We start from the raw sequence: 16157 nt of genomic DNA, 5'->3' as shown, positions 1-16157 counted from the left end.
AAAATGGCTAAAATACCTGAGCAATAATTTACTCCCTTTAGTATCATTAATGTTGTTTGCCTATATTATTGTGAACTAATCAAGTTTGCAGTGCAGCTAGCCCCTAAGCAATACAACCGTCGGCTATAAACTACTTTTTGCAAAACTTTTACCCCGTTTAAACTTATAGGTAAAGATTATTTAGAAAAAGGTTCTTGTCGCTTTCTTATGTAGCATAGTTTAGTTTTCTTTTTGAAAGGGAGCTGTGCAATGATAGCTTAGGCTGAAAATGGCGCTCTTGTTTGTTGTGTGTATATATATAGCCGCTTGAATAAAGATGTCGTAATGGAAGACCGATATAGCTTGCAAGCACAGGCTAATTCCTGGATGATCATGTCGTCAGCTCCCTTTTTTCAAGGGTTGCCAGAAACTGCTGTAGAATCAGCCCTCATCCATCTTGTTACCCGCACTCACCCAGCCAATCAGGTAATTCTGCTGGAAAATGACTGGGGCGGTTCTGTGTATTTTATCTTGGACGGATGGGTAAAAATTCGCACCTACAATCTGGAGGGAAAAGAGGTAACACTGAATATTCTTGGTAAAGGGGAATTGTTCGGTGAAATGGCGGCGCTAGATGAAGTGCCTCGATCTACAGATGTGATTACCTTGGCCCCAACGGTAATTGGTAGTATGCCTGCTCAGGATTTTGTCAAGTTACTTCAGATAGAACCCTTAGCGGGAGTTCGATTGGCGCAACTAATGGCACGACGCTTGCGGCAAGTAAATCGCCGATTGCGGTTGCGGGAATCTGATAGTCAGTCACGGGTGGCAGATACGTTGGTATTTTTGGCAGAAGGACAGGGAAAAAAAGGGCAAACAGGAACCGAAATCCCCAATTTACCTCATCGGGAATTGAGTAGTTTGAGCGGACTGGCACGGGAAACTGTAACAAGAGTGTTGACAAGGCTAGAAAAAAAAGGCTTGATTAAACGGGATCAAGACACTATTTGTATTCCCGATTTGTCAGCCTTAGAAAGAATGATCGTTTAAAAACTTGTCAGATATGAGTATTTTAGATTCTTTGCCAGATGAGCCAGAGAAAGATCCATTGCCTGAGCCTCCAACTCCCCAAAATCATTGGTTAGACAAAGAACAGCAGTTAATGCCTCCTCAACTCAAAGCTGATGCGCCCTTAAGAATGGTAGAAACAGCATTTTTAGCAAGTGCCGCTAGCTTAATTTGGTTTATTAATTTCTACTTTCCCTTAGGGCCAGTTTTGCGGATATTTTTTCCGGTACCGATCGCTTTAGTTTATCTGCGTTGGGGCAGGCGTGCGGCATGGATGGCAGCACTCACCTCCGGGTTACTGCTGATGGTACTGATGGGGCCAGCCCGCAGTTTGCTGTTTGTCATGCCCTACGGGTTTATGGGCGTGCTTTTAGGAGCAACATGGTATCGTCGTCGTGTTCCTTGGATTACTTCTATCACCTTGGGTACACTGTTGGGTACTTTGGGGGTCTTTTTTCGGCTGTGGTTGCTGTCTGTTTTGTCAGGTGAAGACCTATGGATTTATGTAATTACCCAGGTGACTGAGTTCATAGAGTGGGTATTTTTTAACTTGAGTTTGTTAACGAGTCCTAGTGTGTTTTTAATTCAAGTGGGAGCGATCGCTTTAATTCTACTCAACAACTTTATCTACCTTTTTGTGGTACACCTAGCAGCATGGTTGCTTTTTGATCGTTTGGGCAACCCCATTCCCCCTCCACCACGCTGGGTACAAGTCCTCATGGATTATGAAGGATAGTTATTAGTCATTTGTCATTTGTCTTTGGTTAAATGATAAGTCCTAACTAATACCCAATGCCCAATTCCCAAATTCGCATTTATACGCAAAAAGAACAGGGTGAAGAATGGCTACGACGGTATCGTGGCTGTCTACCCGTATTTGCCTGTGTTTTAGGATTTACTGAAACTGGTTTAATTCCAGGTATTTCAGCAGCCGGTCGCACTCCAGAGGATCGGAAATATACTGCTTGTGCCGATGCCGAGTTTTTGTATTATGGCTCAGAATATAAAGCCCAATATCCCTTACCACCATTAACGGCCGGGGCTTCACCTGTGCTGATTTCTCGCGCTGTCTTTGAGTCACTAAAAATACCAGTTCATTTGTTTAATGCTGGTTTACCCCAGCCTCCGGCTGTGCCAGTAATTGATTTGGGCGGCACAGCTGCTCGGTGTTTAAGTAGTGGTGCTGCTATGGAAATCACAACTGTACATCACTTGTTTAAACAAGGGCTAGTTTGGGGCGAACGCCTTGCTGCCAATAACCAACATAACTATGTGATTCTCGGTGAGTGCGTCGTTGGAGGTACTACAACTGCCCTGGCAATCTTAACTGGTTTGGGTATAGATGCTGCCGGAAAAGTTAACAGTAGCCACCCTATTTGTAACCACGCGCAAAAGTGGGCACTAGTGCAAGCTGGGCTAGAGAAGATGAGGGGGAGCAGAGAGCAGGGAGCAGGGGGAGCAGGGGGAGATGAGGGAGCAGGGGGAGAAAATTTTACTTTGTCCTCCTCATCCTCCCCAGTTAACCCCTTGCAACTCGTCGCTGCTGTGGGTGATCCGATGCAAGTGGTGGTAGCTGGGATGGCGATCGCTGCTAGTCGGAGTTGTGGTGTAATGCTCGCTGGTGGGACGCAAATGCTGGCGGTTTATGCGCTGATCAGTGCGATCGCTCAAACTTACGCCTTATCATGGCAACCTGAAGAAGTAGTTGTAGGCACAACTCGCTGGGTGGCAGAAGATCCTACTGGTGCTACAGTTGACTTAGCTCTCAACTTAGAAAAAGCCAGCTTAACTCAGAGTGGAAAAACTCCTCCCCTATTAGCAACTCATCTAAGCTTTGCTGATTCTCGTTATCCCCAACTCAGAGCTTATGAGCAGGGCTTTGTAAAAGAAGGTATGGGCGCTGGAGCCGCTTGCATAGCCGCTCATCTTAGTCAAGATTGGCAGCAACACCAGCTTTTGGCAGCTATTGAAGCCCAACTTGAACGGCTAAGTACAGCATCTCATTAATTCTTAGCGAATTAAATTCGGCAAGATTCCGCGCCCCACCAAAGTTATAGGCGGAGGTTTCCTCCGATGCTACTTCTCTGTGCGTTTAAACAACGCTACAATTTTACGCAAAGCTTTACTTAGCCAAATCAACAGTTAATAATCTAATCGTTATTCAAATTGCATCTGCGTGTTTCACGAACTTTTGCTCTCAGGAAGCCAGAAACTCTTGACTTCTCTGTGCGTAAGAGCGTCTTTCTAACAATTTGAACTATGCAACTTTGCTTACCTTCTTGTTTTTCAGGAGAATTATCTGATGAAATTAGTAAAAAAGCTTGGTATTGCTACCGCTAGTGCTGTCATCAGTATTACTGGTGTCGATGCATCTTCTGCGGCACAAGCTGTACAGCTATTTGATTTTCAATACTCTTTTCCCAGTGATGAAGCAAATGGTACAGGGATTTCCGCTAGCGGCACTCTTACCACCACCGATTTAGATCCTATAAAAAACAATTACACAATCACAGAAATAACTGGAACAAGGACGATTCAAGGAATTTCCGAGACAATCATTGGAATACTCTCACCAGGTACATACGGAATCAATGATAATCTGTTGAATGCGAGTACGCCCCTGTTAACTCAGAACGGTCTTTCTTACCTGGTTTCTGGAAGCGGAGAAGACGGAAATGGAAACGTTAACGTATTTTATAGTAGTTTCAATGAAGGTTATTCAGAGCTTTCAAGCGATGTAGATTATGGCAGCTTTAGTGTCGTACCACGTCCTGTTCCCGAACCCTACACAGTAAGTGGTTCATTGGTTGCTCTTGGTTTTGGCTGGTGGATGAAGCGAAAGCAAGCAGTAGCTTCCCAGAAGAAGCTCTATAACAATATCTATCTGTTAGATTCATAGTGCATCTGCAATCTAGATTGCATTAAAAAAATGTGCTTGCTATCCTACTTTTACAGTAATACCAAGTCGCGTTCATGATATGTCACTAGACGACTTGGTATTAACATAGGATATTAGCTGTAACTAAAATTAAAAACTTCCAGGATTGTCATCAAGTGCTAGCAAGAAATTAATTAGGTCTGTTTGCTGGTTTGAATTAAACCCAGACTGCCTATCTACGTAGAAATAATGACCAGTGCCATCAAGGTTACTACGCACTAAACTAGGGTTAGCTTTGTTAGCTTTCACAACTTTTGCACGAAGATCGCGATCAACTAAGGCACGTAAGCTACTAGCTGGATCGGCAGGTATACCTTGACTGAGAGTGCCAGAAAGCCCTAAGCCAGTCTTGTCAACAACCGCGATTCCATTTGAGTCAACTTTTAGACTTCCTGCTCGTACTGCTACACCACCATCATGCAAATATGGTGCGCTTAAATAAAGACCACGCAAGGAAGTAGTTTTGTAACCGCCTTTTGGCAATATACCTTTGGGTAGAGTCGTAGGACTATCGGAGATACCCTGCGTTGGTACATCTAGCACTTCAGCTTTAGCGGGTATGGGAACTGGAGTGTTAAAAGTGTATAGCTTGGGTGGTACTAACAAATTACTCACTCCCAAGCGAGATTGGGCACGAGCGGGGTTAGTACGAATTTCATCAATTGGATGAATTTGATTGTCAGTGAAGAAAGGTGGAAGATGGCAAGTTGCACAATTAGCTTTCTCAAATACTTTTGCGCCACGCTTAACAGAATTGCTGTTCAACGCTTGCCAGTTTTCCGAAGTCTGGTTGGCAGGTGGTACTAAGCTATTTTGGAAAGCAGACATGGCGTTGCTAGCAAATAAGAAAGTTCCACTGGCGATATCACTGGGCTTTCCAGTATTCGGGCTAAAAACCAAACCGTTGTAAGTAAATAAACTGGGGCGCAGGTTTGGGTAATTTCCTGTGCCAGGAGCAGGAACTTGGTCTTCTAATTCTGCTTGTGTAGGATTCGGTGCAAGCTTCCGCAGCCATTGTGAGGGTTTTACTATCACTCCTTCTGGTAAGCGTAGGCTGGGAGTGGCAGCGTTTTGCAAAAATGTACCAATATAAACCTCTGGATCAATACCAAGGGTTTTTGCACTGAGTTGAGCAGCTGCCGACAGATTGATTTCCGAAGAGTGAACACCATTGTTGATAGTACTCAATCCTGCAAACGGGCCGACAGCAAACTGTCCATCAGCCCCATAAGGATGATCCTTAAAGGTGAAAACACTAGGGATTTGAGTAGTGTTTCTAATACCATCTGGTGAACTCTCGAAATTACCGAAAGGTACATCTAAAACAGCATCATCAAAGGCTTTTTCAAACTTTTCAGGATCAGGTAATTCTACTTTATTACCTTTACTGTCAATAATCGTCTTGCCATTGCCTTTATATTGTGGGTCTAGAGGGTTAAAGTTTAACCGTGCAAACCCTGCGGCTGTATTTGGTGATAAGGCAATCAGTAGAGGCGTGGCAATTTCGCCATTAGGTACTCCTAAAAGACGTTCACCTTTCTTTGAAAGGGATATGTGGCAACCAGCACAACGAAGGTCAATCTGAGATGTATTTGTTGTTCTGTTAACTGTGATTCCCAGCCCAACGGGAAAAGACCCTCCCTTTTCCATTTTTAAGCCTGTATTAATGACACTTCCTTTAGGAAAAGTTTGACTACCTAACGCTATATTCTTCTCAAGAATAATTTGTAAGTTCGTTGTCGGTTGACCTTGCAACTTAACTATTGCTGTCTGTAATTCTGGCAAAATTCTAGCAATGCCAAGTCCAAAACCAAATACCCCTTGCAAACCAAATGTGTCGCCAATCTTCCGGTTGAAGAATATATCTTCACCTTGGGCAATTAATTCCTTAGTAATTTTAACTGCCCCTACCCGTTGATAGGAAATGGGGTTATTAGGATCAAGTCCCTTATTTGCAACTACCCCTGCTGCTTCTTGAGGGCTAAGTAGTTTGCCGAAATAGTCGTAGTAGCCTAGTGGTTGAGTAGGAGCAGGTTGCAAAAGGTCAATCTTAGCGAAAGCTGTCTGACTCGTCATCAACCAATTTGATAACAAGATGCCAAAAACACTAATGATAAAAACGCAGATTAATAAGAAAAGCTTGGTTTTTGAACCATACAATACCCTAAAAGCACCAGTCTTAGGGTTATTTTTTTTTTGTTTCATAGTGAGGTACTCACTAAAAGCTCTAACGTAGATATATCATACTCTTACGTAAATATATGTAATAATGTGTTTAAGTTTTTTATCAATTTTATGGCTGGACTAGTTGCTTATACTTAATAAATATATAAACCTATATTACTAATAATATTTATTGCTACAAAGCTTAAGCTTATTGAGAACTAAAAACTAAAAATTAAGGTTTTCAAGCACATTTTACGGAAAGAAGTAGGGATTTTTAGAATAGTGGGATAGTGTCATGGACATAAAGCCATGATTTGGCATTGAATTTAAAGGCTTGCCTTCCCTACCTCCAGCCATTTTTTTAATTCGTTGAACTCAGGTTAAATTTAATGAATTCTCTCTCTGAGTAATTGTTCTTCTAAGGCAGCAATGCGATTGTATGCTGCTGTTAATTGCGCTGTAAGTCGTTGTATTTGAATTTCTGGTGTTATGTTATCTCCACCTTGACGATGCATATCTAGATAAATGCCATCTATCAAGACATCCTTGTGTTCCATTTCTGAATTTAAATTGTTACGTCTGAACTGGTAGCCATCAGTTGCGCCATTTTCCTGATAATTATCCTTACTTTGTGTATTTGCTAAAGAACACTCTGAAAAAGCTTGAGTGACTTTACCATCAAGCTGCTCAATTACTTGGCAGAGGGCATCGAGTTTTTGGCTTAAAGTCAGGATTTGCTTCTGTAATGGCTCCATTTAATACCCTCATCCGTACATTTTCTATATGTTATTCAATTTACTCCCAACCTTAACGATACTTATGGATTATTTAAGTATTGATAATTTTTGGTGGAAATGTGACATTTAAATCATTACTTAAAAATACAAGTAAAATTTAGCTATAAGTACTAATGAGGAAAATTATGAAGATAATTTCATTTTTATATAGCCATTTGCTCAAAAAATCGCTATTTTGATTCAAATAGTCAAAATTATCGGTATTGCCAAGACAAAATACCGTTAATTTTCTAACTACAGCTTTTCACTTAGTCAGCCTCTGGTAAATCTCTGCTTAATATTAGATATAATCTAAAATCTCAAAATCCAAAATCAATGGATCGACGGTCTTTTTTACTAAGTACAAGTACACTGGCACTTTCACAACTGCTTTTTGGCTGTGGTGGAAACAACCAGACGCAACTAAAAGTACAGTTATTAAAAGGTTCTATACCTGGTCAGGTGGTTAATCAGTTCCACAAAGGTTTGCAGCAACAGGTGCAGTTAAAGTTTGCTCCGGTTGAGCAGATACAAGGTTTATTTCAGCAATTACAAAATTGGCAGCAGAAACCAAAAGCCACTGATGAGCAGGCATGGAGACGCTTTATACCCTTTATGCAAGGTCAAAAAACAGCTGATGCAGACCTGGTGACATTGGGAGATTACTGGCTAAAAGCAGCTATTGAGCAGAAACTGATTCAACCACTCCAAGAGGTACAGGGAAACCAATTAAAGCAGTGGTCTGCTTTAGATGAAAGGTGGAAACAACTGGTAACGCGCAACGACCAAGGTAACTTGGATACTCAAGGGAAAGTATGGGGTGCGCCTTATCGGTGGGGTAGCACAGTAATTGTTTATAACCGTGACAAGTTGCAAAAATTGGGATGGACGCCCAAAGATTGGAGTGATTTGTGGCGAGATGGATTGCAGCAGCACGTTTCGCTACTCAATCAACCACGAGAAGTTATTGGTTTAGTCTTAAAGAAGCTAGGAAAATCTTATAATACAGAGAATCTTGACCAAGTACCAGACTTGGAAAAGGAATTACAGACGTTAAACAAACAGGTCAAGTTCTACAGTTCCAATAACTACTTAGAACCTCTAATTATGGGAGACACTTGGGTAGCGGTTGGTTGGTCAAGCGATGTATTGCCAGTTCTGGGACGTTATCCGCAACTTGGTGCAGTTATTCCCCAATCAGGAACAGCAATATGGGCAGACTTGTGGGTACGTCCCGCAGGTATTACTACTAAGAGTACTTTATCAGATCAATGGATTGACTTTTGTTGGCAACCAAGCACAGCTAAACAAATTTCGGTGCTGACCAAAAGTAATTCGCCAATTTCTACAAATATTGTCGCTTCCGATATCCAAGAACCATTATGGAGTTTGTTAGAGAGCAATCGCCAATTTTTTAATAAAAGCGAATTTTTGCTTCCCTTACCCCCATCAATAATAAAACAATACGAGTCTTTATTCGCCAAAATTAAGGTTTAATTGGGAATTGAGAATTGGGAATTGAAATTTTCCCATCTCCCTCATCTCCTCCAATTCCTAACTCCTAACTCTTAACTCCTAACTAGAGTAAACGCTCTAACCCTATCTTGTTCTTAAAAGTCGTTTGAATACTGCATAAAGCTGGACTTGTACTAAAGTTGCAAGTGTAGGTTGCCAAGGGTTCTTTTTGATAGTTAAATACCCGGACATTATAACCAAAGTTACGTGCAGCGCTACCCAAGCGATTTACGAAGTCGTAACGCTGTATAGAGTCTAGTAAGCTCCAAATTTGCTGATTCACGATCAAGTCTACTCGTGCAGGTTCTTTTTCAGAAGTTGGATATGCTATCCAATTATCCAATAGCTTTGTCTCAGAGTTTTGTTGTGCCCACCATAAACTGGGAACGGTTAATCGTTCTGGGTTTATGGTGTTAGCTGTGATTACATAGTCTTTTGGTTTGGTCAATAAATCTAGTTCCAGAGGTGCATTAGAAGGCGATGGTATTGGGCGGGTTTGCGCTAGCGAAGGCGGGACTAGTAAAGTGGTGAGGCTAATGGTTAGTAATAATGAAAGTAATCTGTGGCGTTGGCTACGCCCGCCGCAGGCATCGCACAATTTAGGTATATGCATAGCTGATACTAATTCGTAATTCGTAATTCGTAATTCGTAATTAAGGCAATAGTAAAAATTCGCACATTTTAAAGTTTAATGGCAACGATGCAAATTCTTCGATAGTCTGCTATCCAAGTTCCTTGTTGATACAATATTGGCTTAAGATATTCCTCAACGACGCGAATTATTTGTATTTGTTGCTCACTAGAAAGTCCTGCTAAAAAACTGCTGGCGAACATCCCAATCCAGTTTGCCATACCTGCTTCTCCTTCTGCTAAAGGAGTCGGACGAGCGAAAAGCATGGCATGAATGACATCAAAGCCTTGGTGTTCTAGTAAGGTGGCGTATTCACCAATACTAGGGAAATACCACGGATTTAGGGCTTGTGCAGGGATATTGATTGCTTCTAAGGCGCTTTCTAAAGCTGTGGCGATCGCTTGCACATTTCCCTTACCCCCAAATTCTGCCACAAAACGGCCTCCGGGCTTTAGGGATTGATGGATGGAAGCGATTGCATTATCTGCTTCTTTCACCCAATGTAGTACAGCGTTGGAAAACACAGCATCCAATGGCCTGTCTACTTGAAAGTTTCTAGCATCAGCAACATTAAAGTGGATATGGGGATAGTTTTCTCTGGCCTTTTCGATCATCGCGGGTGCAAAATCAACTCCCATGACTTCAGCACCAGCTTGGGCAATTTTTTCGGTGAGTTGTCCAGTACCACAGCCAAGATCCAAAATGGATTCTCCTGGCTGAGGGTTGAGGAATTTTAGCAAGTCCTCACCATACTGCCAGACAAAGGCGTGTTTATCTTGGTAAAGAGCAGCATCCCAAGAATTTTTAGGTATTGAAAGATTATTCATAAGTAGTGAAATTACAGTGTGTTGATTTGCTGATTGATGACCCCCTGATCATCACAATAAAAAAGATTTTTAATTATGTCCAATATATATTTTTACCTTAACTAATATTTTAAAGATATGAGTTTAAGTAACAGATGGAATTACGGCACTTGCGCTACTTTGTCACCTTGGCCGAAGAATTGCACTTTGGACGGGCGGCGGGTAGCAGCCGAGATGGGTGTGGCGATCGTCCCAGCATCTTTGCAAAATTTGCAACGGATTGGGGTAATTTATAAAACTTTAGAAGAACCTACGCCAAAAGTAGCCATTGCAATGATTTGGCGAAAAAACGAGACATCGCCAACTGTGTTGAAGCTTGTGGAAATAGTTAAACAAGCTGCCCAACAGTGGTGAATAGGGCAGCAACAATTATTACCGCAATGCAGACACTCCCATAGGGCCACGAGTTACGCCTAATTGATTTTGCAGTTTCAACTCGCGCCAGAGTTGGGAACCTGTAATCTCACCTTGCAGTAGTTGAGTATAGCAATGTATTGTTTTACTCACTTGTTCTGGTGTTTCATTCACAAATTCGATGCGAAACTGACGTAATCCCAGTTCTATGAGGCGCTGTACGTACTCAGCTCCCGTTTGAGCAGTGCCGTTAAATACAGTATTGCGACAACCTACATCTGCTTTGAGGACATGTTCGCTACCAACGCGATCGCGCAATTTAACTTCCTGCTTTTCACAAGGTCGTCCACAGTTAGTGTAGTCTGTACCTGTCGATAGAAAGGCACAAAATACACAATGCTCCATGTGAAACATCGGCATGTGTTGATGGATTGTCACCTCAAACCACTGGGGTGAGCAACTAGCGAGCAGGTCTTGTAGTTGGGTAATATTCAGGTCATAGGATGCCGTCAGCCTTTCTAAACCAAAGTGTTGCTGAAAGTAGTCTGCTGTTAAAGGATTAGCAACGTTGAGCGAAAAATCTGCAATACAACGGTCTTGAGCAAAGAATTGCAATTGGTCATAGTTGCGTATTAGATAGCCATCTGCTTCACAGGCACGTACTTGCTGCAAAATCCAATTTTCCCCCGGTTTGGTAATTCGGGGAGGTGCAACCCAGATAGTAGGGAGTGGGGAGTGGGGAGTGGGGAGTTGGGAGTTAGGAGTTAGGAGTGAAGAATTGTCTGCTTTGTTTTTTTGCTTTTGTTGGCGCACCATTTGAACGGCTTCTCGGTAGGCGCGGGGGTCTTCAAATTCACAGTATAGGGTTTCAATACCAGCTTTCAGGGCAGCTTGGAGTTGCTTGAGGTTTCGTACTAAAACGATGAGTGAGGGAGATGTAGCTTTAGCTTCCCGCAGGGTGGGAGATGAGGGAGATGAGGATGGTAGTAAGTCTTGGAAAGAGACATCAGAACGTAATTGCCAGCGTTTGGGTTGACTTCGCAATTCTTCCAACTGTGCTACGATTTCCCGCCGCATTCGGTTCAATTCACTGACGGGTAGCATAAAAGTACCACTGAGGTGGTTAGTTAGCGTTCCCAAACAAAAAGGTGTGTTACCGAGACGACCGAATTGTTCTTGTAAACGGTCTGCATCTAGGGGTTTGGTGTGTGCCTCCACCAGCGAAATTGCAGACTCTACTTGGACAATATTACCGAGTCGATCGCGAGCGATCGCAATTAGTGGCTGACCAATTTCTCCATAAACCTCTACATCAATCGGACGTTGAAATTGAGGATTCTCGCCTGCAAAACTCTGACGTAGTTGCTTATCGAGTTCTGGATCGCTGGTTTTCCAAATGCGATCGCCTATACGCACTCGGCGCAGGTTCAAATCATTTCGCCCAAATGTCAGCATGGTTTCTTTACCTTTGGACACCACAGCATAAACCCGACCGCCTTCTTCCTTCGCTTCTGGATGACCGCAATCAAATACTATTCCATCTCCAGGTTTTACAGGCGCTTCCAGTTTGACTGTTACCTGTTCGTTGTGAATGCGGCTGACTTCACCCAAATAAACCCCACGTTTTTTACCAAAGCGGGCGTGAACTAGTTCTTGATTATTAATCCCGCCAAACCAACCCATGTAGAGTCCGCGAGAAAATGCCATTTCTAAGTTGTAATGTTCTTGATCTAATTGACCTCTCCCCCGCTTTGCTTCGGAGAGGGGAGCTTTTATTTCCCCTTCCTTTGTAGGGAAGGGGGTTAGGGGGTTAGGTCTTTCCAATTCCGTCATCACCTCATCTAGGGCTTGCCGATAAACACGGGTGACATTAGCAACATACTCTGGAGCTTTCAAGCGACCTTCAATTTTGAGACAAGTTACTCCTGATTTCACCAAATCGGGCAAAACATCTAAGCCTGCTAAGTCTTGAGGGCTGAGTAAGTATTTGCGTTCTTTTAAATTTACAACTTCCCCATCGGCGATTAACTCATAGGGCATCCGACAAGCTTGGGCACATTCGCCTCGATTGGCAGAACGTCCGCCTAAAGCCTCACTGGTCAAACACTGACCAGAATACGCTACGCACAAAGCACCGTGAACAAAAACTTCCAAGGGCAGTGAAGTTTTATGTTGGGCAATTTGCTGCTGAATTTTATTGATTTCCTGAAGAGAACATTCACGCGCCAGCACCACTAATTGACAGCCGAGGGACTTGGCAAATTCCACCCCAGCCGCACTGGTGATGGTCATTTGGGTGGAAGCATGGATGGGGAAATCGGGCGATAGGTGACGGATGAGACGGCATATACCTACATCTTGAACAATCACCGCATCCACACCTGCTGCAATAATTGTGCGGAGATATTGCTGCGCTTCTGCTAGTTCTTTGGGAAATATTAGTGTGTTGACAGTGACATAACCCTTTACGCCGCGACGATGCAAGAATGCCATCAATTGGGGTAAGTCTGCCTCAGTAAAATTTTGTGCCCGCATTCTGGCGTTGAAGCGATCTAAACCGAAGTAAATCGCATCTGCCCCATTTTCCACAGCAGCTTTGGCACAGTCCCAATTACCTGCTGGCGCGAGTAGTTCGGGACGTTGAAGGGAGGGTTGGGAAAAAGGGCGTAGGCGTAGCCCATCGGAGATATCGCTTTTCATCAGATTTAGGATTAAGTAGCACCATAGTGATTTTATCGAAGTTATTGAGGGATGGTGGGGAGGGAGCGATCGCTATTCAAAATTAACAGGAGTTCGATAATTCCTGATTACTGCTTTTAAGTATTTTCCTAAATAATGTTAAATCTTATTTCTTATATATTTTAGTAATTCTACGGTGATAGGTATAAATTTAATCAACTTATTATATATTAAGGATTTTAGCAATTTTCTAATCTAAATTTTTAGAATCTTTCAATTAAATACATTAGAAAATATATACAGATTAAAGTATATGGAACAACCATTGGTATCTATTGTAATTGCAACATATAATAGAGCCTCAAGTTTACGTACCTACACTTTTCCAGCGATCGCTAAACTCAACTATCCAAATTATGAGGTAGTAATAGTTGATGATGCCTCAACTGACGATACAGAAAGCTTTCTAAAAACTGGTAACAAGAATATAAAAAACCTTCTTATTCTACGAAATAATCAGAACAAAGGAGCTTGCTTTTCTAGAAATCTCGGTGTTGCTCACACCAAAGGTGAGATTGTCGTTCTGATGGACGACGATGTGAGTCCATTCCCTGATTGCTTTAATGAATTAATCAAAATCTATACAGAAGACCCAGATGTGATGACTATTTGGGGATGTATTTACGAACATGGTGGCTTTGGTAAAGGAACAACAACATTTGGCACTGGTAGCCTCTGGTCATTACGACGAGAAATATTTAATAATTTTCGCTTCGATACAAATCTTCGATATTTTAGAAGCAGTGCTTGCGACGAACACGAGTTAGCACGACGAATACAAAAGAATGGTTTCAAGATTATTAAGGCTCAAGCAGTCAAAGCAGATCATTTCCAAGCTCCTGCTGAAAACAGAATTTGGAGAGGACTAGGCGGAGATTTGAATTACCTTTATGAAAAGTTGAAATATGGATCTATTCTCCAGTACTATGGCTTGTTAATTCTTGGATTTCTATTGATAATCAAACGACTAGTTACAAAAGCAGAGTTGAATAAATATTGGGATAATCATCCTTATAATCAAGTTTTACAAACACCAAATCGTCTATTTATATTTATCAAAAAGCGACAATTTTCTCTAGCTGTAAAATGGTTATTTTATATTTTGATAGATATTCCGTTCCGAGCTAAAACGAAGGAAATAAGCGAATCCTTTACTAAAGCCTACAGCACTAAATGGCCTGCATAATCTCGCCTGTCTTCTGCTGAATTTATCAAGCATTGTCAGAATTTTTAACTAATAATTCCTGTAACTGTATCTGAGCTTTGGGAGATAAATAACTTTCTGCCAAAGCTTGCAATTCATCTAGATTTAAACCAATCAATAATTCCAAGTCTACAGATAAGTTAGTTAGCTGTTGATAAGTTTCTAAATCTAACAGTACTCTAACTTTTTTTACCTCTGCATTAGTGACATACTGAACTGAGTCCGATATGGCTTTACTTGAGAATTTGATTAATTTTATCGTAATCTATCATCAATAATAAAACATTTGATGATGTGTCTTCACCATCTTGAATCCTTCAGCCTTTCTGAGTCAATCCGGTTTCCGTAGAAACAGCTTGTAGTGGTTTATCCCAAGGTTCACTAAGTATTTCAGACAAAAAGGCAAACTCAAAGACAATTCCGATAGTTGGCTTTGTTTGCCATTGCGGTAAACTGAGCAAGCGATCGTAATATCCACCGCCATAGCCTAAACGATATCCATGATAGTCGCAAGCGACACTAGGGACAAGAATCAAATCTACTTCAGCCGCATCTAAGATTGGAGCGTCGGGGTGTGGTTCAGTAATGCCATAAGCGCCGCTTTGGATAGAATCACTCGGTGTCCAAAGATGCCAAGATAGGGATTTTTTATCAATGCAGCGAGGAAATCCCCAACGATATTTGGTGTTTGCAAATAGTGGACTGAGATCGGGTTCTTGGCGAAAGCTGAAATAAGCGAGTATTGTTTTTGCTTGGGTAAACAAAGTAGAGTTTTGTAAATGAAAGCATAAGCGATCGCTTTTTTCTCTCCACTCTTGAACGGACATTGATTGACGAGTTTTAAGTAGAGTGCGCCGTAGTTCTACTTTATTTAATTGATGATTAACTTTGTCCATAAAAATTTATAGCGTCAAATAAATAAGCTGGGCATCGCCCAGCTTAAGTACTCTACACTCACCAGCACATTGTTATACAGCGTGCTGACGATACCATTCAATGGTATTCTTTAGCCCTTGCTCAAAGCCCACCTGAGCCGTGAAATTAAAGGCTTCCTTTGCTCGTTCAGTATCTAAACAACGACGGGGTTGACCATTAGGCTTGTCAGTTTGCCAAACAATTTCACCCTTAAACTCCATCAATTCGCAGATTAGAGTTACTAAATCAAAGATGGAGATTTCATAACCTGTTCCCAAGTTAACTGGTTCCGATTCGTTATAGAATTGAGTTCCCATAACAATCCCCCGCGCTGCATCTTCTGAATACAGAAATTCACGAGTAGGACTGCCATCACCCCAAACTGGGAGTTGCTTTTCTGCCTTAATTTGGGCTTCGTGAACTTTGCGAACTAATGCTGGAATAACGTGAGAACTTCCTGTGTCAAAGTTATCTTCTGGGCCATATAAATTCACTGGCAGTAGATAAATTCCATTAAAACCGTACTGCTGGCGGTAAGATTGCAATTGGACTAAAAGGGCTTTTTTAGCAATTCCGTAGGGGGCGTTGGTTTCCTCTGGGTACCCATTCCAAAGATCATCTTCTTTGAATGGCACCGGGGTAAATTTAGGATAGGCGCAGATTGTGCCAACACAAACAAACTTTTCTACTCCCGCTTGATAGGCAGCGTGAATTAGCTGCGTACCCATAATCAAGTTATCGTAGAACAACTCAGCAGGTTTTTCACGGTTCAGACCGATACCCCCAACATGAGCTGCTAGGTGGATAATTACGTCTTGCTGGTCAACTGCGCGTTGGCTATTTTCCCAAACACGCAAATCACAATCGCGCGATCGGGTTACTGTAATTTTCTCACGTTCAGCCCCTGCTTTACACAGTTGATCTATCACCTGACGACCTAGAAACCCCGACCCACCAGTGACAAGAATGCGTTTATTTTTTAATTCTAAGCCGGTCATATTTTATC

General features: G+C 42.0%; 14 protein-coding genes. 7 read left to right on the top strand and 7 right to left on the bottom strand.

The genetic code is table 11. From position 1 onward, the window contains the following. Positions 1 to 324 precede the first annotated feature (324 nt). From VE944_RS12290 to VE944_RS12275, 4 genes are all read left to right on the top strand, one after another. Complete coding sequence (locus VE944_RS12290) at positions 325 to 1029, top strand: Crp/Fnr family transcriptional regulator (protein WP_324977280.1); 705 nt, start codon at positions 325 to 327, stop codon at positions 1027 to 1029. A gap of 13 nt (positions 1030 to 1042) precedes the next feature. Beyond that, positions 1043 to 1783 (top strand): DUF2232 domain-containing protein, encoded by a 741-nt coding sequence (locus VE944_RS12285; protein ID WP_324977277.1) that lies wholly within the window; start codon positions 1043 to 1045, stop codon positions 1781 to 1783. Between the two features lie 56 nt (positions 1784 to 1839). Continuing rightward, on the top strand, positions 1840 to 3054 hold the full coding sequence (locus VE944_RS12280; protein ID WP_324977274.1) for a nicotinate-nucleotide--dimethylbenzimidazole phosphoribosyltransferase: 1215 nt from the start codon (positions 1840 to 1842) through the stop codon (positions 3052 to 3054). A gap of 295 nt (positions 3055 to 3349) precedes the next feature. Further along, on the top strand, positions 3350 to 3946 hold the full coding sequence (locus VE944_RS12275; protein WP_324977271.1) for a PEP-CTERM sorting domain-containing protein: 597 nt from the start codon (positions 3350 to 3352) through the stop codon (positions 3944 to 3946). 129 nt (positions 3947 to 4075) lie between these two features. Here the strand turns inward: VE944_RS12275 and VE944_RS12270 are convergent, their stop codons facing one another. Beyond that, positions 4076 to 6190, bottom strand: coding sequence for a di-heme oxidoredictase family protein (locus tag VE944_RS12270; protein WP_324977268.1), 2115 nt, complete (start codon positions 6188 to 6190; stop codon positions 4076 to 4078). A 347-nt stretch (positions 6191 to 6537) separates the two neighbouring features. Beyond that, positions 6538 to 6906 (bottom strand): hypothetical protein, encoded by a 369-nt coding sequence (locus VE944_RS12265; RefSeq protein ID WP_324977265.1) that lies wholly within the window; start codon positions 6904 to 6906, stop codon positions 6538 to 6540. 357 nt (positions 6907 to 7263) lie between these two features. Here VE944_RS12265 and VE944_RS12260 point away from each other — a divergent pair, with 357 nt between their 5' ends. Further along, on the top strand, positions 7264 to 8424 hold the full coding sequence (locus VE944_RS12260) for an extracellular solute-binding protein (protein WP_324977261.1): 1161 nt from the start codon (positions 7264 to 7266) through the stop codon (positions 8422 to 8424). 82 nt (positions 8425 to 8506) lie between these two features. Here the strand turns inward: VE944_RS12260 and VE944_RS12255 are convergent, their stop codons facing one another. Further along, positions 8507 to 9055, bottom strand: coding sequence for a hypothetical protein (locus VE944_RS12255; RefSeq protein ID WP_324977258.1), 549 nt, complete (start codon positions 9053 to 9055; stop codon positions 8507 to 8509). 68 nt (positions 9056 to 9123) lie between these two features. Then, positions 9124 to 9900, bottom strand: coding sequence for a class I SAM-dependent methyltransferase (locus VE944_RS12250; RefSeq protein WP_324977255.1), 777 nt, complete (start codon positions 9898 to 9900; stop codon positions 9124 to 9126). A gap of 117 nt (positions 9901 to 10017) precedes the next feature. Between VE944_RS12250 and VE944_RS12245 the strand changes: the two genes are divergently transcribed. Next, positions 10018 to 10293, top strand: coding sequence for a LysR substrate-binding domain-containing protein (locus VE944_RS12245; RefSeq protein WP_324977252.1), 276 nt, complete (start codon positions 10018 to 10020; stop codon positions 10291 to 10293). 18 nt (positions 10294 to 10311) lie between these two features. On the opposite strand, the gene VE944_RS12240 is transcribed toward VE944_RS12245, so the two are convergent. Further along, positions 10312 to 12993 carry a U32 family peptidase gene (locus tag VE944_RS12240; RefSeq protein ID WP_324977250.1) on the bottom strand — a complete coding sequence of 894 codons (2682 nt, stop codon included), beginning with the start codon at positions 12991 to 12993 and terminating at the stop codon, positions 10312 to 10314. 292 nt (positions 12994 to 13285) lie between these two features. On the opposite strand from VE944_RS12240, the gene VE944_RS12235 reads away from it, so the two are divergent. After that, positions 13286 to 14218 carry a glycosyltransferase family 2 protein gene (locus VE944_RS12235; RefSeq protein ID WP_324977248.1) on the top strand — a complete coding sequence of 311 codons (933 nt, stop codon included), beginning with the start codon at positions 13286 to 13288 and terminating at the stop codon, positions 14216 to 14218. A 335-nt stretch (positions 14219 to 14553) separates the two neighbouring features. On the opposite strand, the gene VE944_RS12230 is transcribed toward VE944_RS12235, so the two are convergent. Both VE944_RS12230 and VE944_RS12225 read right to left on the bottom strand, forming a co-directional pair. Next, a complete protein-coding gene (locus VE944_RS12230) occupies positions 14554 to 15132 on the bottom strand; it encodes a 5-formyltetrahydrofolate cyclo-ligase (protein WP_324977246.1) in 579 nt (192 codons plus the stop codon). Between the two features lie 72 nt (positions 15133 to 15204). Beyond that, positions 15205 to 16149, bottom strand: coding sequence for a GDP-L-fucose synthase family protein (locus VE944_RS12225; protein ID WP_324977243.1), 945 nt, complete (start codon positions 16147 to 16149; stop codon positions 15205 to 15207). Between the last annotated feature and the right edge of the window lie 8 nt (positions 16150 to 16157).

Source organism: Nostoc sp. (genome assembly GCF_035638895.1).
Taxonomy (GTDB): Bacteria; Cyanobacteriota; Cyanobacteriia; order Cyanobacteriales; family Nostocaceae; genus Nostoc.
This window is presented reverse-complemented; position numbering and strand designations above follow the sequence as displayed.

Excerpts from the sequence above, each read along its gene's own strand:
- VE944_RS12280 (WP_324977274.1), top strand. The coding sequence starts at position 1,840 with ATGCCCAATTCCCAAATTCGCATTTATACGCAAAAAGAACAGGGTGAA.
- VE944_RS12255 (WP_324977258.1), bottom strand. The coding sequence starts at position 9,055 with ATGCATATACCTAAATTGTGCGATGCCTGCGGCGGGCGTAGCCAACGC.
- VE944_RS12225 (WP_324977243.1), bottom strand. The coding sequence starts at position 16,149 with ATGACCGGCTTAGAATTAAAAAATAAACGCATTCTTGTCACTGGTGGG.
- VE944_RS12265 (WP_324977265.1), bottom strand. The coding sequence starts at position 6,906 with ATGGAGCCATTACAGAAGCAAATCCTGACTTTAAGCCAAAAACTCGAT.
- VE944_RS12275 (WP_324977271.1), top strand. The coding sequence starts at position 3,350 with ATGAAATTAGTAAAAAAGCTTGGTATTGCTACCGCTAGTGCTGTCATC.
- VE944_RS12230 (WP_324977246.1), bottom strand. The coding sequence starts at position 15,132 with ATGGACAAAGTTAATCATCAATTAAATAAAGTAGAACTACGGCGCACT.
- VE944_RS12290 (WP_324977280.1), top strand. The coding sequence starts at position 325 with ATGGAAGACCGATATAGCTTGCAAGCACAGGCTAATTCCTGGATGATC.
- VE944_RS12240 (WP_324977250.1), bottom strand. The coding sequence starts at position 12,993 with ATGAAAAGCGATATCTCCGATGGGCTACGCCTACGCCCTTTTTCCCAA.
- VE944_RS12285 (WP_324977277.1), top strand. The coding sequence starts at position 1,043 with ATGAGTATTTTAGATTCTTTGCCAGATGAGCCAGAGAAAGATCCATTG.
- VE944_RS12235 (WP_324977248.1), top strand. The coding sequence starts at position 13,286 with ATGGAACAACCATTGGTATCTATTGTAATTGCAACATATAATAGAGCC.
- VE944_RS12260 (WP_324977261.1), top strand. The coding sequence starts at position 7,264 with ATGGATCGACGGTCTTTTTTACTAAGTACAAGTACACTGGCACTTTCA.
- VE944_RS12270 (WP_324977268.1), bottom strand. The coding sequence starts at position 6,190 with ATGAAACAAAAAAAAAATAACCCTAAGACTGGTGCTTTTAGGGTATTG.
- VE944_RS12245 (WP_324977252.1), top strand. The coding sequence starts at position 10,018 with ATGAGTTTAAGTAACAGATGGAATTACGGCACTTGCGCTACTTTGTCA.
- VE944_RS12250 (WP_324977255.1), bottom strand. The coding sequence starts at position 9,900 with ATGAATAATCTTTCAATACCTAAAAATTCTTGGGATGCTGCTCTTTAC.